This window comes from [Pseudopropionibacterium] massiliense, assembly GCF_900607225.1.
Lineage (GTDB): Bacteria > Actinomycetota > Actinomycetes > Propionibacteriales > Propionibacteriaceae > Arachnia > Arachnia massiliensis.
This window is the reverse complement of record NZ_LR027842.1, coordinates 807,151-832,717: the sequence shown is the minus strand read 5'-3', so window position 1 is coordinate 832,717 and position 25,567 is coordinate 807,151. Positions and strand designations below refer to the sequence as shown.

Sequence of the window (25,567 nt, the reverse complement as noted above, 5' to 3'; positions counted from 1 at the left end):
CCGCCCTCATCTCCCGGCCAGGTGTGCCCCGAGCCAGGAGCCGAGATCCGCGCAGACCTCCTTGACGTTGATCTCGTGGAACAGTTCGTGGCGTGCCCCCGGATAGAGCTTGAGCGTGACATCCGACAGGCCCGCCCTGCGGTACTGTTCAGCCACCGATTCGATGTTCACGGCCAACGGATCGGCCTCCCCGGAGCAGATGAGAACCGGCAGCCCGGGACGGACACGGGCCACATTGTCCGGGTTTCCCGCCCAGCGCGTGCCCTCCATCAGGTTCACGAACACCTCGGCGGCCGGGGTGAACCCGCATCGCGGATCCGCCAGGTAGGCATCCACCCATGCCTCGTCGCGGGTCAGCCAGTCCGCCTCGGTGCGGTTCGGCCGGAAAGCGGCGTTGTAGCCCCCGAAGGACAAGCGCCGGAGCAGTTCGCTGCGATAGGTGGCCCCGCACACCCTCGACACGACCCAGGCCAGGGCATGGGCCAGCATCCCGACCAAGCCGGGCTCGGCAATCGTCCCCGTCAGCACCAGGCCCGCGAGTTGCTGCGAGTTCTCGATGGCGTAGCAGCGCGCCATTATTGAGCCCATGGAGTGCCCGAGCAGGAACAACGGCACACCGGGGTGGGCTTTCTCGGCGGATGCGATGACGGTTCCGAGGTCGCCCACCGCCTTCGCCCAGCCGTCCTCGGCGGCGAAGAACCCGAGCTGCGTCATGTCGGGGGCGGTCCAGCCGTGCCCGCGATGATCGGCCGCGTACATCACGAATCCCTGCCCCACCACGGAGGCGGCCAGTTCGCCGTAGACGCCGCCGTGCTCGGCCAGCCCGTGCGCCAGCACGAGCACCCCCACCGGTTCCTCGTCAGGCAGCCAGACCCGGGTGTACAGGGGGTGATTGTCGAAGGCCGGGATCACACGGAGGGTGGGCTCGTTCATGGCTAGAGACTACTCAGCCCCGTATCGCGTCGAACTCGCGGTTCCCCGCTCAGAGCAGCCACAGCAGAAGGACGGCCACGATGGCCAGCAGGGTCACGACACCCACGACGGCCCCGACCACCGCCATGCCGACTCGCGCCGGAGTGTGGATCTCACCGGTCTGTCCCGCAGGGAGTTTTCCCTCACCGACGATCGCGGGGGTCTCGAGCGCCGCCGCCGGAAGCTGCTCCACAACGGGGACCAGCTCACCCAGGGTCTTCGCGCCGTAGATCACGTCCATTGACTTCCGGTAGGAATTCGATTCCATCCGACCGTCGGCGAAGGCGTCCGATACCCGCTTGGACAGTGCCTCCCGTTCCGTCTCACCGACCGGTTCGGCCGCGCGCTGGAGATAGCGGGAGGAGGGCGGCAACTTGCTCATGCGATCAATGGTAGAAGCCGTGTCCGTCACCCGTTGAGCGGCCCGAAGGCAGCGCCGCGCGCGGTCAGTTCCTCTTCTCCCCCGTCGGGTTCCGTGAGCACCCAGAGCCCGCGCTCCGTGATGGCCACGGTGTTCTCCCAGTGGGCACCGCGCTCCCCGTCGCGGCTTCGCACCGTCCATTCGTCGGCATCGACCACCGTCTGGTGAAGTCCGAGGGTCAGCATCGGTTCCACCGCGATGGCCATCCCCACGTCGAGACGTGGGTTGGGGCGAAACCTGAACTGATTCGGAACGTCCGGTTCCATGTGCATGTGGGAACCGATCCCGTGCCCCGTGTACTCGCGCAGCGACCCGTAACGGCGCGGTTGACGCTTGACGTAGTGCTCGATGGCTCGCGACACATCCCCGACGCGACCGCCGTCGCGGGCCGCGGCAATGCCGGCCCACATGGCCTGCCGGGTGACGGCGATCATCTCGAGATCCTCCGCCCGTGCCTCGCCGACGACGAAACTGCGGGCCGCGTCGCCGTGCCATCCGTCCACCACGGCCCCGAAGTCGATGGAGACGAGGTCACCGTCGCGGATCACGCGATCCCCGGGGACACCGTGGACCAGTTCGTCGTTGACCGAGATGCACGCAACACCGGGAAACGGTGCACCGTACTCGGCCCCGTATCCCAGGAAGTTCGAGGTCGCACCGTGCTCGGCGAGCACCGCCCGACCCACCGCGTCGATCTCCGCCGTCGTGGCACCCACCACGGTCGCCTCCTGCATCCGGCGCAGCCCCTCGGCCACCACCAGCCCCGCGGCGCGCATCGTGCGCAGCTGCTCAGGCGTCTTGATCTCGATCGGCATCTCAGGCCCTGCGCGCCGCCACGGCATCGAGCATGCGCTGCCGCACCTCCTCGACGGTTCCGGTGCCCTCAACCTCCACGAGCAGCCCCTGCCGCTCGTAGTGGAACAGCAGTGGCGCGGTCTGACCAGCGTAGACCTCCATGCGACGCCTGATGGTGTCCTCGTTGTCGTCCGTGCGCCCCTCCTTCTGGGCGCGCTCCAGCAGGCGCGCTGCCAGCACGTCGGGTTCCACCACCAACGAGACGACGGCGTTGAGACGCTGCCGCTGGCGGGAGAGATGGCGGTCCAGGAAGTGCACCTGGTGCATGGTGCGCGGGAAACCGTCGAGGAGAAACCCTGCGGAACAGTCTTCCTCGGCCAAACGGTCGGCGACGATTGCCTCCGTAACGTCGTCGGGCACGTATTCTCCCGCGTCGATCAGGGTTTTGACCCTGACGCCCAGCTCGGTGCCGTTGCGTATGTTGGCGCGAAACATGTCACCCGTCGAGATGGTCGGTACCGCGTATGCTTCGGCCAGCGCCGTAGCCTGGGTGCCCTTGCCTGCTCCGGGGGCACCCATGATGAGCATTCTCACCTCAGGAATCCTTCGTAGTTGCGTTGCTGCAGCTGACTCTCGATGCGCTTGACCGTGTCAAGGGCCACACCGACGATGATGAGGATGGAGGTTCCGCCGAACGGGAAATTCTGGTTCGCGCCGACCGCGATGAACGCGAGGGTCGGGATCATCGAGATGATCGCCAGGTACAGCGACCCCGGCGCGGTCAGGCGGTTCAGCACGTAGGTCAGGTAGCGTTCCGTCGGCTTGCCCGCACGGATACCGGGAATGAAGCCGCCGTACTTCTTCATGTTGTCCGAGACCTCCTCGGAGTTGAAGGTGATGGCGACGTAGAAGTAGCAGAAACCGACGATGAGGAGGAACTGGAGGGTGCTGTAGACCCAACTGTTGGTGTGGAAGTTGGCTGCGATCCACTGCCCGGTCCCGGACTCCGGTCGGAAGGTGGCGTAGAGGATCGGCAGGTAGAGGATGGAGCTCGCGAAGATCACGGGAATGACACCGGACTGGTTGACCTTCAGCGGGATGTAGGTGGTCGAACCACCGACGAGCCTGCGGCCGACCATGCGCTTGGCGTACTGGACGGGAACGCGCCGCTGCCCCTGCTCCATGAAAAGGATGCCGAGCATCACGAGCAGTCCGATGGCAATGATGGCCAGGAACAGGAACCAGCCGGTGGCCCCCTGGTGGCTCTCCTTGATGGACCACAGACCGGTCGGGAACTGGGCGGCGATCTGGGTGAAGATCAACACGGACATGCCGTTGCCGACGCCACGATCAGTGATGAGCTCGCCCAGCCACATGATCACGACGGTCCCCGCGGTCATGGTGAGCACCATCGTGATCAGAGGGAAGAGTTCCTGGGTGTAGAGGATGGGCTGACGGCACTGCAACAGCTGGCCCGTGCGCGCCATGGTGACGAATGCCGTCGCCTGCAGCAGCGCCAGCACGAGGGTCAGGTACCGCGTGTACTGCGTGATCTTGGCCTGCCCGGCGGCGCCCTCCTTCCTGAGAGCCTCCAGCCGCGGGATCACCACGGCGAGCAGCTGCAGGATGATCGAGGACGTGATGTAAGGCATCACGCCCAGGGCGAAGATCGTCAAGTGCAGCAGGGCGCCGCCCGAGAACAGGTTGATCAGGGAGTAGAGCCCTGCCTGGGAACCTGTCGTGGCGTCTGCGACGCACGCGTTCAGCGCCTGCATGTTCACGTTCGGGGCGGGGATGGTGGAACCGAGGCGGAACACCAGGAGGATCCCAAGCGTGAAGAAGATCTTCTTGCGCAGCTCAGGCGTCCTGAACGCGCTAGCGAAGGCGGAGAGCATCCGGCCCCTCTTTCAGTTGCTCAGCAAATTACTCGTCGCCCATCTCAGGCAACCTAGGCAGCGTACCAAGGGGCACGCCCATTCCCCAATGCCGCGCCAGGTATCGGAACCTCCCCGGGGTCACCGGGATGTCACCACGGCACGCTGACGCACCTCCCCGATGCGCAACTTCTCCCGAGGGTATTGCATACTTCCGGCCAACTCTCCTATGCTTCCCGCATTGATTTCGCGACGTGACCATCGTCGTTGGTTGGGGGACATCATGAAAAAAGTAATGACCGTGTACGGGACCCGTCCCGAAGGCATCAAGATGGCACCTGTCATCCGTCGCCTCGAGGAGGACCCGCGTTTCGAGTCGATCTCGGTGGTCACGGGGCAGCACCGCGAAATGCTGGATCAGGTGGGCGAGGTGCTGGGGATCGTCCCGACCCACGACCTGAACGTCTTCACACCGGGCCAGACCCTCAACGAGATCATGGCCCACATCATCACGCTGCTCGACCCGATCCTCGAGATCCAACGCCCGGATGCCGTCGTGGTCCAGGGCGACACCTCCACCGTCGCTGCGGCGGCCCTGACCAGTTTCAACCGGCACGTTCCCGTCATCCACCTGGAGGCCGGACTTCGCAGCGGCGACATCACCGCACCGTTCCCGGAGGAGGCCAACCGCAGCATCGCGACACGACTCAGTTCCCTGCACCTGGCACCGACCCAGCAGTGTCGGTACAACCTGGAGCGGGAAGGCGTCCGCGGTGAGGACATCATCGTCACCGGTAACACCGTCATCGACGCCCTGATGCGCGCGGTGAAGGCCGAGGTCCCCATCCGGAACGAGAGAATCCGCCATGTGATTGCTTCAGGAGCGCCGATCCTGCTGGTCACCGCTCACCGCCGGGAGAACTGGGGCGCCCCCATGGAGCGGATCGGTCATGCCGTCGCCCGTCTGGCACGTCGCCATCCCGGGCTTCACGTGATCCTGCCGGCCCATCTCAATCCCATCGTCAGACACTGCCTGCTACCACCCCTGATCGGCCTGGACAACGTCATCGCATGCGACCCTCTCCCCTATGGCGAGTTCATCCAGGTTCTGAAGGCCTCGAGCATCGTGCTGACCGATTCCGGAGGTTTGCAGGAGGAGGCACCGGCCCTCGGCAAACCCGTCCTGGTGCTGCGTGAGAGAACGGATCGCCCCGAGGCGCTCGAGGTCGGTGCAGCCCGCTTGGTCGGCACGGACGAGGAGGTCATCCTCGCGGAGGTCAGCAGCCTGCTCGACGGACTCGCCAGCCATGCACCGATGCCTGAATCGGTCAATCCGTACGGAGACGGAGCAGCCGCTGTACGGGCGGTCGCCGGCATCGCTGCCTTTCTCGGTGTCGGCGATCCCCTCCCCGACTTCGTCAGCCACACCCCTGCACGTCCCTGGCCGTTGATCAAATCCGCTTGAAAGGCCAGAAGGGCCGGGTGGCCGATCCGAGGATCGGCCACCCGGCCCTTTCCCACGCCGTTGCTCAGGCCTCCACCGCGGACCCGCCGGCAGCCGCCAGCTTCTCCTTCGCGGAGTTCGAGAACGCGTCGGCCGTCACGTTGAGGGCGACGGTGACATCGCCGCCGCCCAGCACCTTGACGAGCGCACCGTCACGGACGGCGCCGGCCTCGACGAGGTCCTCCACCGTGACCGCTCCCCCCTTGGGGAACAGCTCGGCGAGACGACCGACGTTGACGACCTGGTATTCCACGCGGAACGGGTTCTTGAAGCCCTTGAGCTTCGGGATCCGCATGTGCATCGGCATCTGGCCGCCCTCGAAGTTCGCGGGGACGTTCTTGCGAGCGCCCGTGCCCTTCGTGCCGCGACCAGCGGTCTTGCCCTTGGACGCCTCGCCGCGGCCCACGCGGGTCTTGGCGGTGTTGGCGCCCGGGGCGGGGCGCAGGTGATGAATCTTGAGAGCCATTACTTGACCTCTTCCACTTCCACGAGGTGGGCGACGGTACGGATCATGCCGAGCACTTCGGGGCGATCCTCACGCACCACCGTCTGGCCGATGCGCTTCAACCCCAGGGTGCGAAGCGTGGCCCGCTGGTAGTCCTTGCCGCCGACCCCTGACTTGATCTGGGTGATCCTCAGTTCAGCCATCAGCCGGCCACCTCTTCCTTGCGTGCGCGGAGCAGAGCGGCCGGAGCCACGTCCTCCACCGGCAGGCCGCGACGCTTCGCGACGGCCTCCGGTTCCTCGAGCTGCTGCAGGGCGTCCACCGTCGCGTGGACGACGTTGATGGCGTTGGCCGAGCCGAGCGATTTGGCCAACACGTCGTGCACACCGGCGCACTCGAGCACCGCGCGCGCCGATCCACCGGCGATGACACCGGTACCGGGCGAGGCGGGGCGCAGGAGCACCACGCCAGCGGCCTTCTCGCCCTGCACGGGATGCGGGATGGTGCGCTGGATCAGCGGCACGCGGAAGAAGTGTTTCTTCGCCTCCTCCACGCCCTTGGCGATGGCGGCGGGCACTTCCTTCGCCTTGCCGTAGCCGACGCCGACCATCCCCTCGCCGTCGCCGACGACCACCAAGGCGGTGAAGCTGAAACGACGCCCGCCCTGGACGACCTTGGCGACGCGGTTGATGGCAACCACGCGCTCGAGATACTGGTTCTTCTCTTCCCTGGATGCCTGGCCACGACGATCGTCACGGCCACGACGCTCCCCACCGCGGCGATCACCGCGCTGCTGGGTTTCACTCATCGTGTTCCCTATCCTCTCGTCGTTCTCAGAATCCGAGACCGGCTTCGCGCGCCGCATCTGCGAGCGCGGCGATCCGGCCGTGGTACTTGTTCCCGGCTCGATCGAAGACTACGTTCTCGATGCCGACTTTCTTCGCACGCTGGGCGATGATCTCCCCGACCTTGCGGGCCTTGGCGGACTTGTCGCCCTCCACCACGCGCAGATCCGCCTCCATGGTGGAGGCCGATGCCAGGGTGTGCCCGACGGTGTCATCGATCACCTGCACGTACAGGTGGCGCGCGGAGCGGGTGACCACCATGCGGGGCCGCTCGGCGGTACCGTTGATCTTCTTGCGGCCACGCAGCTGACGGCGGGCACGTGCAGCGGTCTTCGCCGCCAGGCCCTTGCGCTTGCCAAGCGAGATAGCCATTACTTACCAGCCTTTCCGGCCTTGCGGCGGACGTGCTCGCCCGCGTAGCGAACGCCCTTGCCCTTGTACGGCTCGGGCTTACGAATCTTGCGGATGTTGGCGGCGGTCTCACCGACAAGCTGCTTGTCGATGCCGTGCACCGTGAACCTGGTCTGGGTCTCGACGGTGAAGGTGATGCCCTCCGGGGCATTGACCACCACCGGGTGCGAGAATCCGAGAGCGAATTCGAGCTGGGTGGGTCCCTTCGCGATGACGCGGTACCCGACGCCCACGATCTCGAGCTTCTTCTCGTATCCCTGGGTGACCCCGGTGACCATGTTCGACACGAGGGTACGGGTCAGGCCGTGCAGGGAACGGGAGAGCCGCTCGTCGTCCGGGCGTGACACCTCCAGCTCGCCCTGCTCGTTCCTCGCGACGGTGATGGGTTCGCGCACGGTGAACTTCAGTTCCCCCTTGGGACCCTTGACGGCCAGATCCTGACCGTCGATCTTGACCTCGACGTTGGACGGGACCGCGACCGGGAGCTTGCCAATTCGTGACATGTTCTATCTCCTTTTCAGTCTCGTCGGGTCACCAGACGTAGGCGAGCACTTCGCCACCCACGGATTTGGCGTTTGCTTGTTTGTCGGTCAGCAGGCCCTGGGACGTGGAGATGATGGCGATACCGAGACCGCCGAGCACCTTCGGGAGGGCCTTGGCCTTCGCGTAGACGCGCAGACCGGGTTTGCTGATGCGACGCAGTCCTGCGATGGAGCGCTCGCGGGAGTCACCGTACTTGAGGGTGACCTTGAGCACCTTGCCCACCTGTCCTTCGACCTCGGTCAGTTCGAAGTTCGAGATGTAACCCTCGGCCTTCAGAATCTCCGCGATGCCGACCTTGATCTTCGACGACGGCATGGTCGTCGATTCCTGGTACGCCTGATTGGCGTTACGCAGACGCGTGAGCATGTCTGCGATGGGATCAGTCATTGTCATGGCTGTTTGGCTTCTTTCTCGCCCCGGTTTCCCTCATGTCTGGGGACCTTTGGCAAATCGAAAATTGGAAGTTCTTCTCGTGGCGCTCTGGGTCACCAGGACGACTTGGTCACGCCGGGAAGCTGACCCGCGTGGGCGAGCTCACGCAGGCAGACGCGGCACAGACCGAACTTGCGGTAGACCGACTTGGGACGACCGCAGCGCTTGCAGCGGGTGTAGGCGCGCACACCGAACTTCGGTTTGCGGGACTGCTTGACCTTGAGTGCTGTCTTAGCCATGGTTCACGCTCACTTCTTCTTCCTGGGCTGGAACGCGGGACCGCGGCCGCCCTTGACCGGTTTCGGGTCGTCGACGGCCTTGAAGGGGAAACCGAGGTGCTTCAGCAGCGCACGACCCTCCTGGTCATTGGTGGCAGAGGTCACGAACGTGATGTCCATGCCCCGGATGCGGTCGATCTTGTCCTGGTCGATCTCCAGGAACATGACCTGCTCGTTCAGCCCGAAGGTGTAGTTGCCCTTGCCGTCGAACTGTCGGCCGTTGAGGCCACGGAAGTCGCGGATACGGGGCAGCGCCAGGGTCAGAAGCCGGTCGGCGAACTCCCACATGCGATCCCCGCGGAGAGTGACGTGACAACCGATGGGCATGCCCTCACGCAACTTGAACTGGGCGATGGACTTGCGGGCCCTGGTGATGGTGGGCTTCTGGCCGGTGATGACGGTCAGGTCACGGACGGCGCCATCGATGATCTTGGAATCGCGAGCGGCCTCGCCGACGCCCATGTTGACCACGATCTTGGTCAGACCGGGAATCTGCATGACGTTGGCGTACTTGAACTCCTCTTGCAGAGCAGGAATGATCTGCTCGCGGTACTTCCTCTTCAGGCGCGGGATCTCGACGTCGCTGCTCATCAGATCTCCTTCCCGGTCTTCTGGGCGATGCGAACGCTGCGCTGGGCCGGGTACTCGGACCCGTCGGAGCGCTTCTTGGTCACATCGACACGCTTGTAGCCGACCCGGGTCACGACCTCCTTGCCGTCAACCTTGGTGACGAGCTGGACGTTCGAGACGTGGATGGGGGCCTCCGAGCTGATGATGCCGCCCTCGATGCGCCGCCCGTTGGCGCCCTGCGATTCACGCTTGTGCCGCTTGACGACGTTGACGCCCTCGACGGTCACCTTCTGGGCGCGGGGATCGACGGCGATGATCTCACCGGTCTTGCCCTTGTCCTTGCCTGCGATGACCTTGACGCGGTCACCCTTCTTGACGTGGAGCGAGTTCATCCTCAGATCACCTCCGGGGCGAGCGAGACGATGCGCATGAACTTCTTCTCGCGCAGTTCCCGCGCCACCGGGCCGAAGATGCGGGTGCCGCGGGGCTCCCCGTCGCTCTTCAGGATGACGGCGGCGTTCTCGTCGAACTTGATGTATGAACCGTCGCCGCGGCGACGTTCCTTGACTGTACGCACTACGACGGCCTTGACGACATCGCCCTTCTTGACGTTGCCGCCGGGAATGGCGTCCTTGACCGTGGCGACGATGGTGTCACCGAGGTAGGCGTAACGACGCTTCGAACCGCCGAGAACCCGGATGCACAAGAGCTCCTTGGCACCAGTGTTGTCGGCGACCTTGAGTCGCGACTCCTGCTGGATCATTTGTTCTCCTCCGTCCGACCGGTTCCCGGGCCCGGGCCTGGTCGGAACTCGCATGATGAACCCCCTGGATTTTGCCAGGAGGCGCCCCGAGCCTTGGGCACGGGGATGACGTCACCCGAGAGAGGTCCCCACCCGGCAACCCGGAGGGCACAGACTCAAGGCAACTTGCCAAGAGTACCCCAAGCAGCACCCGTCTGGCGAAACCAATGCATCAGGGCGTCAGGGATCGTCCTGACGCTCGAGGACATCGGCCCCCTTGGAGCAGAACTCCCCGCCTGGTTCCGGAATCCGGCCTCCCGGCAAGAAGGGACGAGAGCATTCCATCGCAATTCCCCCTGTGCGTCACCTCAGCACCGCAACTCTTTCCTTGCTGCGCAGGACCAGGTACTGGTCCTCCTGCTGAATGTCGGTGTAATCGTCGAAGGTCTGCTTCCACAGCATCTCCGACTGGCCGGGCCTGATCGCCACCAGGTCCACGCCTTTCCCCCTGTCGTCGGATGCCACGATGTCGCCATCCGCCGTCCGGAACACCACCCGCCCGGACGCGACAGAGTATTTCTCCACCCTGATCTCCCCCGTGTCCATGTCGGCATTGCCCACGCTCAGGGTCTGCGACTCCGCGAACAGCACCACCGGCCGCCCTTCGTGGTCGAAGATGATCGGATAGCCATTCCCCCAGTTCTGCCGCCATCGCACGTCTCCGGTGCGGGGATCGAGCCGCTCGATCATCTCACCTCGACGCGACCCGACGAGCAGGGCATCCCTGAAAACATGGAGCGGCCCCCCGGAATCCGCTTTCTGCCAGAGCTGGTTGCCCTCCGAGTCGTAGGCGGTCAGGCGACCGCTGTCCTGGTTGGACGTGACGATGACTCCGTTGCTGCGCACGAAACTCGTCGATTCGTCCTTCCAGGGTGGCGGACTGCCATCGGCCAGGGACAAGGACTTGAAACAGCTGATCTCGACCCCGAACTCGTTGACCCAACAGAAATCGGCGAATCCGTCACGTTCCTTCACCATGTACGCCCCCTCCTGCGGCACGATGTCCACCTCGGTGCTCCACTCGGTGGCGTCGGAGTTCGCGATGTCCGGTATGCGACCTATCCTCACCGTGCCGATGCGGTCCTCATCCGGTTCATAGCGGTAGACCGCTTTCGTGTCGCTGGCGACAATCGACCCATGCCCCAGATCCACTTCCCGCACGAATTCCCCGTTCGACACCCGGTGAACCAGGAACCGATTCTTCCCGGCCGCGTCCGTGACGACCAGCCCGACAAGCCCGTCGGGGAGTTTCGTGTGAATGTGGACGCTCACCGCACCGCTGGCCCTGTCACCGATGTCGACCGACCAACGCTCCGAGCCATCGGCCCACGCGAGCATTCTGAGCCGGGCGTCTGCCTCGGTGACGTCGGGAATCACCAACAGACCTTCCGCGGTACCTCCCACGAAACCATCTCGATTGTCACTCTCCCACGCGATCTGCGGGGCCTGTCCGAACCCTGCTACCGGCTTGATGGTTTCCCCGCCGTTGCTTCCCCGCAGGAGGAACCACCAGGCCCCGAACCCGGCGACGAGGACCAGGACGGCGGCCAACACGACGAGCAGAACCACTCGTGCCCTGCTGCGCGGCCCGGGAGACGGGCGCGGTGAGGGCATCGACTCTTCCAGGGGCGGGGAAGGCGATCCGGAATGACCCTGCGAGGCAGAGACGTGCGTGGACGGCGGTGGAATCATGTTCGGGCCCGGTCCCAGGTGTTCGTCGGGTGGGGTGTTCTGCTCGCTCATACAATCCTCACTGATCCGGTGAACCAATTCTTGCGCATTCGGAAACGTGCAGGGAGGGTTTTCGTGAACTGCTCCGAGGAGCTCCTCGTCCCGTGGTCGATGTGATGCCGCCATCGTGGTCATCACGTGGACGGGCGGCTGTCGATCCCGTCGAAATCACAGGTTCCGCGAGGGCGAGCGACTAGTCTCTGCCACATGGAACTCACCGGAGAACTCAAGGAAGCCTTCAACACCCAGGTCACGATGGAGCTGACGGCCGCAGCCGTGTACCGCCAGCTCTCCATCGACATGGAAGCTCTCGACCTGCCCGGCATCGCGGGCTGGTTCAAGGCCCAGTCCGCCGAAGAGGAGGTGCACGCGGACAAATTCATCAGCCACATGCTGGATCGCGACGCCACCCCGCTGCTCGGCACCATCGCCGCCCAGGCCAAGCACGTCACCACGGTCCTGGAGGCCTTCGAGGCCGCCCTGGCCCACGAGAAGAAGGTGTCCGAGGCGATCCGTGGCCTCTACCGCCTCGCCAACTCCACCGGCGACATCGATGCACTTCCGCTGCTGAACTGGTTCATCGACGAGCAGATCGAGGAGGAGTCCACGGTCTCCGCGATCATCAGCCGCATCAAACTGATCGGCAATGACGGCAACGGCATCCTCCGCCTCGACGAGGAGCTCGGCGGTCGCTCAACGCAGGCCTGAGCCCACGGCCATCACACAGGCGCGGGGCGGCCTGACTCCTTCCCGGGAGTCAGGCCGCCCCGCGCCTCGTCAGATGCCGAAGTCATCCCGATCAGGCGTTCCGCCGCTTCAGCGCCATTCTCGCCGAATCCACCAGCAGCACCAGGCCCGCTCCCATCTGGATGCAGTCCTTGAGCACCAGACGTCCGCGACCCGACAGGAAGGGCTGCCCCAGATCCGCGTCGGCCAGCCCCTCAGCTGGAGCAGTCACCCAGACCTGCGGTGTGGTGAGCAGGAAGGACAGGGTGACGCACGTGAAGCCGATCAGCGCCAACGCACCCAACATGCCCAATTCAGGGTGAACCCAGTGCAGGGCTATGAACACGGCGATCAGGATGATGCACACCCCCACGAAGATCGACATCGAATACGTGCCGTTGGCCTCATGCCAGGCCCGGTTTGCTTCGTTCAGCACACCTTCGGCATTGACATGGGCCTTGTAGTTCTCGGGATCCTTGATCATCCATCTCAGGAGCGGAGACGTGGCGACAAAGGGGACAATACCGTCGGCCTCGTACTTGAACCATTTGAGTCCCCCAATCCACAGCAGGACGATCAAGACCCCGACCCGCAACACGGTCATCGCGACCCGGTCGAGACCCGAGATCCACGTACTCACCCTGAGCACGACCCCGGTCAACCCGCTTTTATCAGCTTCGGTCACAGCTTTTCCTTCCTCGACGAGGACACCCGTGACCCGTTACGGGCAAAATACCCGCTTCACAACACAAGGCCTTGTACGCGCCACGTGAACCAGACTAATTCTCAAGCGAAAAATGATATACGAATCACGGAGGAAACCCGGACAAATCCGGTCAAGCGAGCGGAACATCACATATCCCGGACAGAAGACTTGAATTTTCTATCTCCTGCGCGAAAGCACGAAATCGCTACGACAACGGCCCGGCCTCCAGGAGGCCGGGCCGTTCATGTGATTCAGATCACTTGGCGCGTTCGATGATCTCGACCAAGCGCCAGCGTTTCTGCGCCGACAATGGACGGGTCTCCATGACGCGGACGCGGTCACCGACGCCTGCGGTGTTGTCCTCGTCGTGGACCTTGATGCGCGACGACTTGGTCATGACCTTGCCGTAGAGCGGGTGTTTCACGCGGTCCTCGACGAGGACGACGATGGTCTTGTCCATCTTGTCCGAGACGACGACGCCCTGCAGCACCTTGCGGCGACCGCGCTGGCGGATGGTAGGGGTTTCAGACATGCTCACTTCTCCTGGATCGCGGGCTCATCGACGATGCCGAGGTTGCGTTCCTGCAGCACGGTGTAGACGCGAGCGATGTCCTTGCGGACCTCGCGCAGCCGTCCGTGGGACTCCAACTGCCCCGTGGCCGCAGCGAAGCGGAGACCGAACAGCTCCTCCTTCAGCTCCACGACCTTGGCGTTGAGCTGCTCGCGGGACAGGCCGCGCAGCTCGTTGGCGGTCAGGGCCTTGCTCATCAGATCTCACCTGCTTCGCGTTTGATGAAACGGGCCTTGAAGGGCAGCTTGTGGATGGCGAGGCGCATCGCCTCACGGGCCACGTCCTCACCCACACCGGAGAGCTCGAAGAGCACCCGACCGGGCTTGACGTTGGCGATCCACCACTCGGGCGAACCCTTGCCGGAGCCCATGCGGGTCTCGGCCGGCTTCTTGGTCAGGGGACGGTCCGGGTAGACGTTGATCCAGACCTTTCCGCCACGCTTGATGTGGCGGGTCATGGCGATACGAGCCGCCTCGATCTGACGGTTGGTCAGGTAGGAGGACTCGAGCGCCTGGATGCCGTACTCACCGAAGGCGAGCTTCGTGGCGCCCTTGGCAACACCGTCGCGTTTCGGGTGGTGCTGCTTGCGGAACTTGACGCGACGAGGAATCAGCATGGCTCACGCTCCTGCGTTCGAGGTTTCGGGAGCAGCCTCGGCCGCGGCCTGGGCTGCTTCGGCGCGACGGCGTCCGCCGCGCTCGGGACGATCTCCACGGCCCTCGCCGCGTCCCGGGCGACGGCCCGAACGCTGACGACCGGTGGGGGCGGAGTTGCGGGCGGCCTTCTGGGCGGCGCGTTCGGCGCGGGTGCCGGTGACATCGCCCTTGTAGATCCACACCTTGACGCCGATCCGCCCGAATGTGGTGCGGGCCTCGTAGAAGCCGTAATCGATGTCGGCGCGGAGGGTGTGCAGCGGCACCTGGCCGTCGCGGTAGCCCTCGGAACGCGACATCTCGGCCCCGCCGAGACGCCCGGAGCACTTGATGCGGATGCCCTTGGCGCCGGCGCGCATCGCCGTCTGCTGGGCCTTGCGCATCGCGCGGCGGAAGGCCACGCGCGCGCCCAGCTGCTCGGCGACACCCTGCGCGACGAGCTGGGCGTCGATCTCCGGGTTCTTGACCTCGAGGATGTTCAGCTGCACCTGCTTGCCGGTCAGCTTCTCCAGCTCGGCCCGCACCCGCTCCGCCTCGGCGCCGTTGCGGCCGATGACGATCCCGGGACGCGCGGCGTGCAGGAAAATGGTGACCCGCTTGGAACGGCGCTCGATCTCGATGGAGGAGATGCCGGCGCGTTCCAGCGACTTGGTCAGGTAGTTGCGGATCTTCACGTCCTCGGCCACGTAGTCCGCGTAGTTCTTCGTCGCGTACCAGCGGGTGACGTGATCCGTGGTGATGCCGAGACGGAAGCCGTTCGGGTTGATCTTCTGCCCCATGCTCAGGCCTCCTTCGACTCTCGGGGTTCGACGACCACTGTGATGTGGGAGCCGCGTTTCAGGATCCGCGAGGCGGAACCCTTGGCGCGGGGACGGATGCGACGCAGGGTCACGCCCTCGTCGACGAATGCCTTCGAGATGTACAGGTCCTGGGAATCCAGGTCCTCGGTGTTCTCGGCGTTGGCGACGGCCGAGGCCACCACCTTGTACACGGGCTCCGAAGCCGCCTGGGGGGCGAACTTCAGGGCGGTGAGGGCCTCGGAGACGTCCATGCCGCGGATCAGATCCACCACACGACGCACCTTCATCGGGCTCATCCGGACATGACGCGCGATGGCGTAGGAGCCGGGACGATCACCGAGCAGGGCCTCGCGACGGGCGCTGTTGCCGTTTTCGTTGCTCATCGTTTCGTTAGTCCTATCCTCGCGCCTCAGCGGCGACGGGCCTTCTTGTCTTCCTTCACGTGCCCCCGGAAGGTGCGCGTGGGGGCGAATTCGCCCAGCTTGTGACCGATCATGGCCTCGGTGATGAACACCGGGACGTGCTTGCGGCCGTCGTGCACAGCGATGGTGTGGCCCAGCATGTCCGGGACGATCATCGAGCGTCGCGACCAGGTCTTGATGACGTTCTTGGTGCCCTTTTCGTTCTGAGCGTCCACCTTCTTCATCAGGTGGTCGTCGACGAAGGGGCCTTTCTTCAGGCTGCGTGGCATATTTCCTCAGGCTCCCTATCAGCGCTTCTTGCCGGTCTTGCGGCGACGCACGATGAGACGGCTGCTCGCCTTGTTCTTGTCGCGGGTACGGCCCTCGGGCTTGCCCCACGGGGACACCGGGTGGCGGCCACCCGAGGTGCGGCCCTCGCCGCCACCGTGCGGGTGGTCGACGGGGTTCATCACGACGCCACGGACGGTCGGGCGGATGCCCTTCCAGCGGTTGCGTCCGGCCTTGCCCCAGTTGATGTTCGACTGCTCGGCGTTGCCGACCGTGCCGATGGTGGCGCGGCAGCGGACGTCGACCATGCGCATCTCACCCGAGGGCATGCGCAGGGTGGCGTACTTGCCCTCACGGGCCACCAGCTGGATGGCCGCGCCGGCGGAACGACCCAGCTTGGCGCCGCCTCCGGGACGCAGCTCAACGGCGTGCACCGTGGTGCCGACAGGAATCTGCCGCAGCTCCAGGTTGTTGCCGGGTTTGATGTCGGAGCCCGGACCGGAGACCACGACGGTCCCCTGGGTCAGGCCGTTGGGGGCGATGATGTAGCGCTTCGCGCCGTCGCGGTAGTGCAGCAGCGCGATGCGGGCGGTGCGGTTGGGGTCGTACTCGATGTGAGCGACCTTGGCCGGAACCCCATCCTTGTCGTAGCGCTTGAAATCGATGATGCGGTAGGCCTGCTTGTGGCCCCCGCCGATGTGGCGGGTTGTGATGCGGCCCGAGTTGTTGCGGCCGCCGGTCTTCGACTTCGGGGCGAGCAGCGACTTCTCCGGGGTCGAACGGGTCAGTTCGATGAAGTCGGAGACGCTGGCGCCGCGGCGGCCCGGCGTCGTCGGCTTGTACTTGCGGATACCCATGACGATTCAGTCCTTCTTCACTCGCCCTGACCGGCGAAGATGTCGATGCGGTCACCCTCGGCGACGGTCACGATGGCGCGTTTGACATCGACCCTCTTGCCGATGCCGAAGCGGGTACGACGACGCTTGCCCTGACGGTTCTGGGTGTTGACGGCGATGACGCGAACATCAAAGATCTTCTCGATCGCGATCTTGATCTCGGTCTTGTTGGCGCGGGGGGACACGACGAACGTGTACTTGTTCTCGTCGAGGAGGTTGTAGCTCTTCTCACTGACGACGGGACGCAGAATGATGTCGCGGTGGTCGCGAATCTTCAGGTCGCTCACTTCTCCTCCTCGTTCTCCTGGGCTTCCGCAGCACCGGCGGATTCGGCGACCTCGCTCTCGGAGGCGACGGCCTCGGCCCCGCGGTTGGTGAAGGCCGCGAGGGCAGCGGATGTGAACACGACCGAATCGGCGACCAGCACGTCGTAGGCGTTGAGCTGGTCAACGGCCAGCACGTGGACGGTCGGGATGTTGCGCAGGCTCAACCAGGCGACCTCCTCGAAACGATCGAGAACCACGAGCACCTTCTTCAGCTCACCCAGCTGCGCCAGTGTCGCCATGGCGGTCCGGGTGGAGGGAACCTCGCCGGACACCAGCTCGGAGACCACGAAGACCTGGCCGTCGCGGGCGCGATCGGACAGGGAGCCGCGCAGGGCCGCGACGATCATCTTCTTCGGGGTGCGCTGGGAATAGTCGCGTGGCTTGGGGCCGTGAACGGTGCCGCCACCGGTCCATATCGGGGAACGACGCGAGCCGTGACGGGCACGGCCGGTGCCCTTCTGGCGCCACGGCTTGATGCCACCGCCACGGACCTCACCGCGGGTCTTGGTGGAGTGCGTTCCCTGGCGGGCAGCGGCAAGCTGGGCCACCACGACCTGATGGATCAGGGGGATGTTGGTCTGGACGTCGAAGATCTCGCCGGGCAGCTCGGCCGTCCCGGCCTTCCTGCCCTCGGGGGCGTGGACGTCAACGGTGATGGAACTCATGCCTGTTCACCCTTCTTTGCTGCGCTGCGCACGACGACGAGCGAGCCGTTGTTGCCGGGGACCGCGCCGCGAACCAGCAGCAGGCCGCGTTCGGCGTCGACGGCGTGGATCTTGAGGTTCTGGACGGTCACCTTGGCGTTGCCCATGCGACCCGCCATGCGGAGGCCCTTGAACACGCGGCCGGGGGTGGAACAGCCACCGATGGAACCGGGCGCGCGGTGCTTGCGGTGCACACCGTGGGAGCCCTTGAGGCCACCGAAGCCGTGACGTTTCATCACACCCGCGGTGCCCTTGCCCTTGGTGGTGCCGGTCACGTCGACGATCTCACCGCCGGCGAAGAGCTCGGCGGTCAGCTCCTGGCCGGGGGCGAACTCGGATGCGTTGGCGGTGCGCAGTTCGAGAAGGTGCCTGCGGGGGGTGACGCCGGCCTTGTCGAAATGCCCCTGGGCCGGTTTCGTGACCTTCCTGGACGCGATGGCCCCGAAGCCGAGCTGGACGGCGTTGTAGCCGTCCTTCTCAGGGGTGCGGACCTGGGTGACGACGCAGGGCCCGGCCTGGATGACGGTGACGGGGACGATCTTGTTGTTCTCGTCCCAGAGCTGGGTCATGCCGAGCTTGGTGCCCAGGATGCCCTTGACGATTCGTTCGCTGTTGCTCATCTCGGACCTCACGGAAGCTTGATTTCGATGTCGACACCGGCCGGAAGGTCGAGACGCATCAGCAGATCGACGGTCTTCGGCGTGGGGTCGAGGATGTCGATCAGCCGCTTGTGGGTGCGCATCTCGAAGTGCTCGCGGCTGTCCTTGTACTTGTGGGGCGAACGGATCACACAGAACACGTTCTTCTCTGTCGGCAGCGGCACGGGGCCTGCCACCTTGGCACCGGTGCGAGTCACGGTGTCGACGATCTTGCGCGCCGAGCTGTCGATGACCTCGTGGTCATACGCCCGCAACCGGATGCGGATCTTTTGTCCCGCCACAGTTCGTTCCTTCTACTCGTCCCTGATGGAGTTCTCATGAACTTTCTTGGGGCCTGGACCCCTTGCCGCTCCGACCCCCGAGGTCGGGAGTGTCGGGCCCGAAGCCGCAAGGAAAGACCCGCCTCCAGTTTTCCGGAGGTCACATCTTGCGCTTGGGCGACCTGCTCGACCTCGACAAGGAGAGCATTCGTCGCACACACGACAGACGCCACCCCTTGCGGAGCAACCTGCACATTCTTGCACGCCCTCGCCGAGGCGCCAAATCGCCGCTGTTTTCAGGGAGTGGTGCGGTTCAGGAAGGCGAGGATGGCGCGCACCCGGCGGTTCTCGTCGCCGGGTTCGAAACCGAGTTTGGCGAAGATGTTGGAAACGTGCTTCGCCACGGCGGCCCCGGACAGGAAGAGCCGTCCCGCGATCTGGTTGTTGGAGAGCCCTTGGGCCATGAGCTCCAGCACCTCGAGTTCACGCGGGGTGAGCTCCCCCAGCCCGGAACGGGAGGTCTGCATCATGGCCCGCGCCACCTCCGGGTCGATCACCACTCCCCCGCCGACCACCATCCGCAACGCCCCGATGAAGTCCGCGACCTGCGCCACTCGGTCCTTGAGGAGGTAGCCGGCCCCTCCCGCGCCGGGTGGGGCCGGGAGGGCGAACAGCTCCTGGGCGTGCAACGGGGAGACGTACTGGCTCAGCACCAGGACCGCCACCCGGGGATGTTCCTCCTTGATCCGGACTGCGGCCCGGAGGCCGTCGTCGGTCATGGTCGGCGGCATTCGCACGTCGGTGATGACCACGTCGGGCAGAGCCTCGCGCCCGGCCAGTTCGGCGACGGTGGCGAGGAGCGCGTCGGCGCGGTGTTCCTGTCCGACGATCTCGTACCCCTGACGTTCCAGGAGCCCGACGAGTCCCTCGCGGAGCAGGGCGGAGTCGTCGGCCATCAGCACCGTGGTCATGGGATCACCACCGCGGGTTCGCCCCGGTCCAGGAGGGGGGATGGTGGCGGCCAGCTGCGGGCCTCCGGGTGGGGAAGAGATGGTGAGTTCACCGCCCGCGGCCGCCAGGCGTTCCCTCATGCCCGCGAGTCCGCGCCCGGGAACGATCCTCGCGCCACCCGGCCCCTGGTCGACGACGGAGACCCGGAGGTTCCGGTCGGCGGCCAGCAGCACGGTCACGTCTGCACGGGGTGCGTACTTCGCGGCGTTGCCGATGGCCTCGCAGGCGAAGAAATAGCCGACGGCCAACACCCCCTCGGGAAGTTCGGGCAACGGTTGCGGGGCGACGATGCGGACTCGGTTGGCGGAGGTGGCCGCCACCTCCTCGAGCGCCGCCGGGAGGCCCTGCTGCCTGAGCAGCTGGGGATGGATTCCGCGGATCGTCCGGCGAAGCGCCCCCAGGCCCTCCTGAATGGCGGTGTTGGCCTCGGCCAGGAGTTGCGCGGCGACGGGGTCGTTCTCGACGGCCGGGGAGAGCTGCGCCTCCCCCACCTTCATGGCCGCGGCCACGAGGTACTGCTGGGCGCCGTCGTGGAGGTCGCGTTCGATGCGGCGGCGTTCCACCTCGTAGGCCTCGACGATGACCCGCCGCGACGCGGTGAGCTCGGCGATCCGCTGGGCGGCCTCCTGCTCATGGCTGACCCACCGTTTCCTTCCCCAACGCATGACAGGAATCTATCGCGCGTACCCCTCGAATCCCACGATCAAGGGTTGAACCGGTAACTGAACGCCCCTTCTCCGAAGTTGGTTGAGCCAGCACGTGAGCGAAGCGAACGGCTGAGTCGAAACCACCCCACAGCCGACAAGCACACCCGCCCCCAGCCCCTGACACCCCACCATGAGCTGACGGCCAGCTCGCAGAGCGAGCAGGCCGGCTCAACCAGCTTTGATCGGGATGATTTTCGACACGACCGATTCGCTGGCACTCGGCTCAACCCCCTTCGGGGAGGGCATGCGGTGGAGGAGAATGGGTAGTGCTGGCACCACCCCGAATGTGGAGTGCGCCCTGTGGCGCACGACCGATCCCGGCGATGGAATTGAGACATGTTCGACGACACCTATTCAGCGGCCCTGCTGGCCACCCACGACATCACCAAGAGCTTCGGCACGGTCAAGGCGCTGGCCGGGGTCTCCCTCACCATCGCCTCCGGGGAGTCCGTCGCCATCATGGGGCCCTCCGGCTCCGGCAAGTCCACACTCCTGCACTGCCTGTCGGGGGTGCTGGTCCCGAACGACGGCCGGGTGCTGTTCGCGGGCCAGGACCTCACCGAGATGTCCGATGCGCAGCGCTCCCACCTGCGCCTGGGCCAGTTCGGTTTCGTCTTCCAGGACGGCCAGCTGATCCCGGAGCTCCCGGCCCGCGAGAACGTGGCGCTGCCACTGCTGCTCACCGGCACCCGGCGTCGCGCCGCGCTGGCGAAGGCCGATGAGGTCCTGGCGAAGATCGGTATTCCCGAGCTGACCGATCGCCGCCCCTCCGACATGTCCGGTGGGCAGGCACAGCGGGTCGCGATCGCCCGTGCGCTGGCGGCGAACCCCCGGGTGGTGTTCGCGGACGAACCGAGCGGCGCCCTCGACCAGGCCACGGGCCACGAGGTGATGCAGCTGTTGACCGCGACCGTCGCCCAGGCCGGGGCGTCACTGGTGGTGGTCACCCACGACCCTGCGGTCGCCCGTTGGTGCTCGCGGCTGGTGGAGATCCGCGACGGCCTGGTCCACACCGACCGCCGCCTCGACGTGGAGGTCTCGCGATGAGCGCCGCCACCGGTTTGACCGGACTCACGTTCCAGCTCACCCGCGCACGTTTCGCGGTTCGCCAGGGCGAGACCCTGCTGTTCTTCGCCTCGGTGCTGGCGAACACCATATCCGCGGCCCTGGCTTTCACCGTCGCGGGTGGAACCATGATGTTCCACGAACGCTGGCGCCACCCCACGGGCCTGTTGGCCGCCCTCAAGGCGGAGGATTCCTCCTTCGACCTGGTCCTGATGTTCTACTTCGTCCTGGCCCTGATCGCCACGGCCCTGCTGGTGCCCACGATGATCTCGCTGTCCGCCTCGGCTGCGGTGCTGGGGGCACGGGGCCGGGAGCAGCGGCTGTCGGCCCTGCGGTTGCTCGGCCTGAGTTCCGGTGACGTGACCCGCATGTCGCTGATCGACTCGGCCATCCAGGCGGGCATCGGCACCCTCCTCGGCGGCCTGTTCTACCTGGTGACCGCCCCCGCCTGGGGAGCACTGGAGTTCCAGACCCAACCGGTGACGCTGGTGCTTCCATGGTGGCTGGCGCTGGCCGTTGCCGCCGCGAACATCGTCATCGCGCTGGTCGCCACCTGGTGGGGTCTGCGGCAGGTGCGGATCTCCCCGCTGGGAGTCGCACGCCGCGGCGTGAAGCCCCCCACGACCTGGAAGCGGGTCGCAGTGTTCGCCGGAATCCTGGTGGCCGCATTCGCCGTGCTTCCTCACCTCCAGGCCGGCCGGGAGGTCATGGGCTACGTGGTGTTCGCTGCGATCATCGGCTGCGTGATCTTCGGCTACAACCTCTTCGGACCGTGGATGCTCCAGCGCTTCTCCCGTTTGTACTTCCTGCTTCCCGGGCCCGCGGTGCTGATGGCCGGGCGCCGGATCCTGGCCGATCCCCGAAGCGCCTGGCGCCGCATCGGCGGGCTGGGGATCCTGGCCCTGATCGCGGGCTACCTCGGGAGGATGCCCATCGAGATGAACGGCAAGAACAGCGAGGCCCTCACGGCCTTCTCCGAAAAAGCCACGTGGGATTTCACCAAGGGGGTCGTCATCACCCTGGCTGTCGCTCTACTGCTGACCGCCACCTCCATCCTCATCAGCCAGGCCTCGTCGGTGTTCGAACGCTCCGACCTCACGATCGCGCTGCACCGCCTCGGTACCCCCGAGCCCTTCCACACGCGGGCGCAGTGGCTGGAGAACCTGGGACCGCTGGCGCTGGTCACCGCCACTGGTTATCTGCTCGGGTTCGGCATGGCACAGCCGATGGTGAACATAGCGGAGAAGCACGGGTATCAGCTGCCCACGACCGGGGTCGTGGTGGTGATCGCGGTGATCGTGACGGGCTTCGTGCTCGCGGCCCTGGCCCTGTTGGCCACCCACCCCCTCCAGAAACGGGTGCTGGGGACCCAGCGTCGTCGCAACGACTGAGCATCGCCGATCTCCCGGCCCGGATCAAGGACACGCCCCGGGCCGGGAGATCACCATTGTGCTCCGACGTAACCGCGGACCGCGAGTTTCCACGCACCGATGGCGAGCAGGACGGAGCCCGTGAAGGAGATCGCCAGTACAACCAGGTGGCGGCTCCCGTCGATGAAACTGCTCGCGGGGATGGTGATGGCCAACCCGACGGGGATGATGAAGGTCAGGACGATCTGCAGCGGAAGCGCATGGAGACCCAGGGGCCAGCGTCCCACGGCCTCGAGGATCTGATTCGCCACGATCAGCACCCCCTTGCCCCTGCGCATCATCATGCCGAGGGCGGCGATCAGGTGGCACCAGGCGGCGAGCGTACCGATACCCAGGGCGAGCGCCACGACGTAGTGGGCGAGCCTCAGCGGGCCACCGCCCTCGTTCAGCCAGGTCGCCACGGTGATCCCGACACCGAGCAGCACGTGCGTCAGGGGGCCGAACGCCACCTCCGACACACCGATCAGGAGTGGCCGCGGTCCGGGGTTCACCAGGATCAGGTCCGCGCTTCCGTCGTGGATGCCCTCGATGAACCGAACCGTGGACGGGTACAGCGTCACCTCGATGACCCCGAGGACGATGAAGTGCGTACCCAGCAGAAAGATCAGCCCCTGAGTGGACCACCCCGCCAGCACCGATGTCCTGGACGCGACGACCCACAACCCGAGAAGATCCGCGCCCAGTGTGATGGCGCTCAACAGGAGCGACATCCAGAAATCCGCCCGGTAGGCCCAGAGCCTGGTCAGGCTCATCCTCAACAACGCCGAGAAACACCGAATGAAGTACCGGATCGGCATCTCAGGCGGCCACCGTTTCGAATCGGGCCACCGCCCTGCGGGACAGCGCACCGGCCACCAGCAAAGTCAGAACGACCCATATTCCCTGCTGCCCCAGAACCACCCACCCGGAGACGCCGTCATCGAACAGGCTCAGGGGCAGCGCCAGCATGCTCGGGAACGGGGTCAGCGACGCGGCCGTGCCGAACCAGTCCGGGAGCAGCGCCAGCGGGGCGAAGGAACCCGAGGCCAGACCCTGAACCGCGAAGTACAAACCATTGACGGCGTTCATCCGCGTGGTCCAGAAGGACAGCTGCGCGAGCCCCCACTCGACCTGGAACCGGATCACGATCGCCATCGCCACTGAGACCACGAAGAACAGGGTCTGATCCCACCGAACGTCCAGACCTGCCCTCCCCACGACCCACATCACCGCCGCGCCGACCAGCGCCACGGGCCCGGAGAAGAGCTTCGACCCCAGCGTGAGCGCCACGTCACGACCCACGAGCGCGCCCGGACGCAGCAACTGGAGGGCGTAGTCGCCGGAGCGGATCCGATCGCCGTAGTCCCACATCAACCAGGTGTAGGACAGGTTGTTCACGGCGAACGCCATGCTGAAGTACGCCGTCAGTCTCGCCCCGCCGGCACCGCCACCGATCCCTTCCACGTTCGTCCAGATCGCCAGCATGACGACCGGTTGGAGGAGACTCAACAGGATCCACACGACAGCGGCCCCCGGGTACCGCCACTCCGCCCGGTAGAACACGAGGGCCTCCGCCCAGACTCCCCTGACCGTCCTCACCCGGCCCCACCCCCGGCATACAGCGCGGCAACCAGGTCATTCATGTCGGGCCGCCCGATGGTGATCTCCGTGAAAGCCACCCCCGCCCCGGTCAGGGCATCGACCACCTCACGCGAGGACGCGTTCGTGTCGAACCGGAACACCGAGGCGTCGGATCCCGGAATCTCCCTGTGCTCGAAAACCGCGATCACCTTCCTCGCCTCGTCAACACGCCCCGGATCGAGGGTGAGGCCCACCCGCAGAGGAAGGGGAGCGTGGGAGACCATTTCCTGAAGTGACCCGTCGAAGACGAGCCTTCCCCCGTCGAGGAGCAGGGCCCGATCACTGACCGCCTCGACGTCCTCCATGTAGTGGCTCGTCAGGATGATCGTCGCCCCCGTGTCGCGGTTGTACTCCCGCAGGAACCGCCGAAGCGACCTCTGCGAAGCCGCATCGAGCCCGATCGTCGGCTCGTCGAGCAGCACCAGCTCGGGGCGGTGCAACAACCCCATCACCAGCTCCCCACGCATCCTCTCCCCCAACGACAGGGTTCTCACGGGACGATCGATGTAGGGACCCAACCCGAGAAGATCCTCGAACCGAGCCAGGGTCTCGTCGAATTCATCGCGGGACATGTCGTACAACACCCGCTGCAACTCCAGAGAAGCACGCAGCGGAACATCCAGATTCGCCCGCTGCTTCTGCCCCATGATCAGGGACGTGCGCATGAGAAAACCACGAGACCGACGAGCCGGAACCTCACCAAGACACCGCACGGTCCCCCCACTCGGTCGCAGCACCCCGGCCAGCATCCGCATCACGGTGGACTTGCCTGCGCCATTCGCCCCCAACAGGGCCACCGACTCACCAGCCGAAACCCGAAACGACACATCCTCCACCGCCGCCTTCCAGTCACCCCGGAACCGCCGCCGATACACACGACTCACGTGCGAGACCTCGATCACCGGCGAAACCTCAACATCACTCCGCATCAATCCACCTCGGCACTCCAGGCCCTCGTCCTCGCGGGCCGGTGCACTTCACCCGTGCAACGAACACCACCGGCGTCATCTCCACTCGATGCGCCCGGTTTCCCCGTGACCCGTCCCGGATGGTATCAATCGCGAGGGACCCTGTCAGTTCCCCCGGCGGACCCCGGGAAACCGGGCAGACCGGTGGTCTTG

At 65.7% G+C, this 25,567-nt stretch carries 36 protein-coding genes and 1 pseudogene; 4 read left to right on the top strand and 33 right to left on the bottom strand.

Annotated features, from left to right (window positions below; translation table 11 throughout):
* Positions 1-6: 6 nt before the first annotated feature.
* From E0E39_RS03505 to secY, 5 genes are read right to left on the bottom strand one after another with little or no spacing between them, the layout of a single operon-like run.
* Positions 7-933, bottom strand: a complete 927-nt coding sequence (locus E0E39_RS03505) for an alpha/beta hydrolase (RefSeq protein WP_130873503.1) — start codon at positions 931-933, stop codon at positions 7-9.
* Between the two features lie 49 nt (positions 934-982).
* Entirely contained in the window at positions 983-1,354 is a 372-nt protein-coding gene (locus tag E0E39_RS03500) for a DUF1707 SHOCT-like domain-containing protein (protein WP_130873502.1), read from the bottom strand.
* A 26-nt stretch (positions 1,355-1,380) separates the two neighbouring features.
* Positions 1,381-2,208, bottom strand: coding sequence for a type I methionyl aminopeptidase (gene map / locus E0E39_RS03495; protein ID WP_130873501.1), 828 nt, complete (start codon positions 2,206-2,208; stop codon positions 1,381-1,383).
* A gap of 1 nt (position 2,209) precedes the next feature.
* Complete coding sequence (locus tag E0E39_RS03490) at positions 2,210-2,782, bottom strand: adenylate kinase (protein ID WP_130873500.1); 573 nt, start codon at positions 2,780-2,782, stop codon at positions 2,210-2,212.
* On the bottom strand, positions 2,779-4,083 hold the full coding sequence (gene secY, locus E0E39_RS03485; protein ID WP_130873499.1) for a preprotein translocase subunit SecY: 1,305 nt from the start codon (positions 4,081-4,083) through the stop codon (positions 2,779-2,781). Before secY ends, E0E39_RS03490 begins: the two co-directional genes overlap by 4 nt.
* A gap of 310 nt (positions 4,084-4,393) precedes the next feature.
* Here secY and wecB point away from each other — a divergent pair, with 310 nt between their 5' ends.
* Positions 4,394-5,527 (top strand): non-hydrolyzing UDP-N-acetylglucosamine 2-epimerase, encoded by a 1,134-nt coding sequence (wecB, locus tag E0E39_RS03480; protein WP_245988178.1) that lies wholly within the window; start codon positions 4,394-4,396, stop codon positions 5,525-5,527.
* 64 nt (positions 5,528-5,591) lie between these two features.
* Here the strand turns inward: wecB and rplO are convergent, their stop codons facing one another.
* The 11 genes from rplO to E0E39_RS03425 all read right to left on the bottom strand — a co-directional run bounded on the left by rplO (position 5,592) and on the right by E0E39_RS03425 (position 11,635).
* Complete coding sequence (gene rplO, locus E0E39_RS03475) at positions 5,592-6,032, bottom strand: 50S ribosomal protein L15 (RefSeq protein ID WP_130873497.1); 441 nt, start codon at positions 6,030-6,032, stop codon at positions 5,592-5,594.
* A complete protein-coding gene (gene rpmD, locus E0E39_RS03470; protein ID WP_014847222.1) occupies positions 6,032-6,214 on the bottom strand; it encodes a 50S ribosomal protein L30 in 183 nt (60 codons plus the stop codon). Before rpmD ends, rplO begins: the two co-directional genes overlap by 1 nt.
* Positions 6,214-6,819 (bottom strand): 30S ribosomal protein S5, encoded by a 606-nt coding sequence (rpsE, locus tag E0E39_RS03465; RefSeq protein WP_130873496.1) that lies wholly within the window; start codon positions 6,817-6,819, stop codon positions 6,214-6,216. The genes rpmD and rpsE overlap by 1 nt, the downstream gene beginning before the upstream one ends.
* Before the next feature lie 25 nt (positions 6,820-6,844).
* The gene (gene rplR, locus E0E39_RS03460) at positions 6,845-7,228 is read right to left on the bottom strand and encodes a 50S ribosomal protein L18 (protein ID WP_130873495.1); all 384 of its coding nucleotides are present in this window, start codon (positions 7,226-7,228) and stop codon (positions 6,845-6,847) included.
* Complete coding sequence (rplF, locus tag E0E39_RS03455; protein ID WP_130873494.1) at positions 7,228-7,770, bottom strand: 50S ribosomal protein L6; 543 nt, start codon at positions 7,768-7,770, stop codon at positions 7,228-7,230. Before rplF ends, rplR begins: the two co-directional genes overlap by 1 nt.
* A 28-nt stretch (positions 7,771-7,798) precedes the next feature.
* Positions 7,799-8,203, bottom strand: coding sequence for a 30S ribosomal protein S8 (gene rpsH, locus E0E39_RS03450; protein ID WP_130873493.1), 405 nt, complete (start codon positions 8,201-8,203; stop codon positions 7,799-7,801).
* Between the two features lie 92 nt (positions 8,204-8,295).
* On the bottom strand, positions 8,296-8,481 hold the full coding sequence (locus E0E39_RS03445) for a type Z 30S ribosomal protein S14 (protein ID WP_130873492.1): 186 nt from the start codon (positions 8,479-8,481) through the stop codon (positions 8,296-8,298).
* Between the two features lie 9 nt (positions 8,482-8,490).
* Positions 8,491-9,111 carry a 50S ribosomal protein L5 gene (gene rplE, locus E0E39_RS03440; protein WP_130873491.1) on the bottom strand — a complete coding sequence of 207 codons (621 nt, stop codon included), beginning with the start codon at positions 9,109-9,111 and terminating at the stop codon, positions 8,491-8,493.
* Positions 9,111-9,482, bottom strand: coding sequence for a 50S ribosomal protein L24 (gene rplX, locus E0E39_RS03435; protein WP_130873490.1), 372 nt, complete (start codon positions 9,480-9,482; stop codon positions 9,111-9,113). Before rplX ends, rplE begins: the two co-directional genes overlap by 1 nt.
* A 2-nt stretch (positions 9,483-9,484) precedes the next feature.
* Positions 9,485-9,853, bottom strand: a complete 369-nt coding sequence (gene rplN, locus E0E39_RS03430) for a 50S ribosomal protein L14 (protein WP_130873489.1) — start codon at positions 9,851-9,853, stop codon at positions 9,485-9,487.
* Positions 9,854-10,195: 342 nt separating this feature from the next.
* Positions 10,196-11,635 (bottom strand): outer membrane protein assembly factor BamB family protein, encoded by a 1,440-nt coding sequence (locus E0E39_RS03425; RefSeq protein WP_130873488.1) that lies wholly within the window; start codon positions 11,633-11,635, stop codon positions 10,196-10,198.
* A 195-nt stretch (positions 11,636-11,830) separates the two neighbouring features.
* Here E0E39_RS03425 and E0E39_RS03420 point away from each other — a divergent pair, with 195 nt between their 5' ends.
* Positions 11,831-12,331, top strand: coding sequence for a ferritin (locus tag E0E39_RS03420; RefSeq protein WP_130873487.1), 501 nt, complete (start codon positions 11,831-11,833; stop codon positions 12,329-12,331).
* Between the two features lie 91 nt (positions 12,332-12,422).
* Here E0E39_RS03420 and E0E39_RS03415 read toward each other — a convergent pair whose 3' ends face one another.
* From E0E39_RS03415 to E0E39_RS16255, 14 genes and pseudogenes are all read right to left on the bottom strand, one after another.
* Positions 12,423-13,034 (bottom strand): DUF417 family protein, encoded by a 612-nt coding sequence (locus E0E39_RS03415; protein ID WP_207302399.1) that lies wholly within the window; start codon positions 13,032-13,034, stop codon positions 12,423-12,425.
* Between the two features lie 277 nt (positions 13,035-13,311).
* Positions 13,312-13,587, bottom strand: coding sequence for a 30S ribosomal protein S17 (rpsQ, locus tag E0E39_RS03410; RefSeq protein ID WP_130873486.1), 276 nt, complete (start codon positions 13,585-13,587; stop codon positions 13,312-13,314).
* A 2-nt stretch (positions 13,588-13,589) separates the two neighbouring features.
* The gene (rpmC, locus tag E0E39_RS03405) at positions 13,590-13,823 is read right to left on the bottom strand and encodes a 50S ribosomal protein L29 (protein ID WP_014847250.1); all 234 of its coding nucleotides are present in this window, start codon (positions 13,821-13,823) and stop codon (positions 13,590-13,592) included.
* A complete protein-coding gene (gene rplP / locus E0E39_RS03400) occupies positions 13,823-14,242 on the bottom strand; it encodes a 50S ribosomal protein L16 (protein WP_130873485.1) in 420 nt (139 codons plus the stop codon). The genes rpmC and rplP overlap by 1 nt, the downstream gene beginning before the upstream one ends.
* 3 nt (positions 14,243-14,245) lie before the next feature.
* Positions 14,246-15,058, bottom strand: coding sequence for a 30S ribosomal protein S3 (gene rpsC / locus E0E39_RS03395; RefSeq protein ID WP_130873484.1), 813 nt, complete (start codon positions 15,056-15,058; stop codon positions 14,246-14,248).
* Positions 15,059-15,060: 2 nt separating this feature from the next.
* Entirely contained in the window at positions 15,061-15,462 is a 402-nt protein-coding gene (gene rplV / locus E0E39_RS03390) for a 50S ribosomal protein L22 (protein WP_130873483.1), read from the bottom strand.
* A gap of 26 nt (positions 15,463-15,488) precedes the next feature.
* A complete protein-coding gene (rpsS, locus tag E0E39_RS03385; protein ID WP_130873482.1) occupies positions 15,489-15,770 on the bottom strand; it encodes a 30S ribosomal protein S19 in 282 nt (93 codons plus the stop codon).
* A gap of 18 nt (positions 15,771-15,788) precedes the next feature.
* On the bottom strand, positions 15,789-16,625 hold the full coding sequence (gene rplB, locus E0E39_RS03380; protein ID WP_130873481.1) for a 50S ribosomal protein L2: 837 nt from the start codon (positions 16,623-16,625) through the stop codon (positions 15,789-15,791).
* Between the two features lie 17 nt (positions 16,626-16,642).
* Complete coding sequence (gene rplW, locus E0E39_RS03375) at positions 16,643-16,951, bottom strand: 50S ribosomal protein L23 (RefSeq protein WP_207302398.1); 309 nt, start codon at positions 16,949-16,951, stop codon at positions 16,643-16,645.
* The gene (gene rplD, locus E0E39_RS03370) at positions 16,948-17,655 is read right to left on the bottom strand and encodes a 50S ribosomal protein L4 (protein WP_130873480.1); all 708 of its coding nucleotides are present in this window, start codon (positions 17,653-17,655) and stop codon (positions 16,948-16,950) included. The genes rplW and rplD overlap by 4 nt, the downstream gene beginning before the upstream one ends.
* Positions 17,652-18,314, bottom strand: a complete 663-nt coding sequence (gene rplC / locus E0E39_RS03365; RefSeq protein ID WP_130873479.1) for a 50S ribosomal protein L3 — start codon at positions 18,312-18,314, stop codon at positions 17,652-17,654. The genes rplD and rplC overlap by 4 nt, the downstream gene beginning before the upstream one ends.
* An 8-nt stretch (positions 18,315-18,322) precedes the next feature.
* Positions 18,323-18,634 (bottom strand): 30S ribosomal protein S10, encoded by a 312-nt coding sequence (rpsJ, locus tag E0E39_RS03360; protein WP_014847259.1) that lies wholly within the window; start codon positions 18,632-18,634, stop codon positions 18,323-18,325.
* A gap of 275 nt (positions 18,635-18,909) precedes the next feature.
* Positions 18,910-19,584 carry a response regulator transcription factor gene (locus tag E0E39_RS03355; RefSeq protein WP_130873478.1) on the bottom strand — a complete coding sequence of 225 codons (675 nt, stop codon included), beginning with the start codon at positions 19,582-19,584 and terminating at the stop codon, positions 18,910-18,912.
* Between the two features lie 456 nt (positions 19,585-20,040).
* Positions 20,041-20,289: pseudogene (locus E0E39_RS16255) on the bottom strand (histidine kinase); the annotation flags it as partial.
* A 378-nt stretch (positions 20,290-20,667) separates the two neighbouring features.
* Between E0E39_RS16255 and E0E39_RS03345 the strand changes: the two are divergent.
* Positions 20,668-21,378, top strand: coding sequence for an ABC transporter ATP-binding protein (locus tag E0E39_RS03345; RefSeq protein ID WP_130873477.1), 711 nt, complete (start codon positions 20,668-20,670; stop codon positions 21,376-21,378).
* The gene (locus E0E39_RS03340) at positions 21,375-22,787 is read left to right on the top strand and encodes an FtsX-like permease family protein (RefSeq protein WP_130873476.1); all 1,413 of its coding nucleotides are present in this window, start codon (positions 21,375-21,377) and stop codon (positions 22,785-22,787) included. The genes E0E39_RS03345 and E0E39_RS03340 overlap by 4 nt, the downstream gene beginning before the upstream one ends.
* Positions 22,788-22,837: 50 nt before the next feature.
* Here E0E39_RS03340 and E0E39_RS03335 read toward each other — a convergent pair whose 3' ends face one another.
* From E0E39_RS03335 to E0E39_RS03325, 3 genes are read right to left on the bottom strand one after another with little or no spacing between them, the layout of a single operon-like run.
* The gene (locus E0E39_RS03335; RefSeq protein ID WP_130873475.1) at positions 22,838-23,623 is read right to left on the bottom strand and encodes an ABC-2 family transporter protein; all 786 of its coding nucleotides are present in this window, start codon (positions 23,621-23,623) and stop codon (positions 22,838-22,840) included.
* A gap of 1 nt (position 23,624) precedes the next feature.
* A complete protein-coding gene (locus tag E0E39_RS03330) occupies positions 23,625-24,404 on the bottom strand; it encodes an ABC transporter permease (RefSeq protein ID WP_130873474.1) in 780 nt (259 codons plus the stop codon).
* On the bottom strand, positions 24,401-25,375 hold the full coding sequence (locus E0E39_RS03325; RefSeq protein WP_130873473.1) for an ABC transporter ATP-binding protein: 975 nt from the start codon (positions 25,373-25,375) through the stop codon (positions 24,401-24,403). Before E0E39_RS03325 ends, E0E39_RS03330 begins: the two co-directional genes overlap by 4 nt.
* Positions 25,376-25,567: the final 192 nt, after the last annotated feature.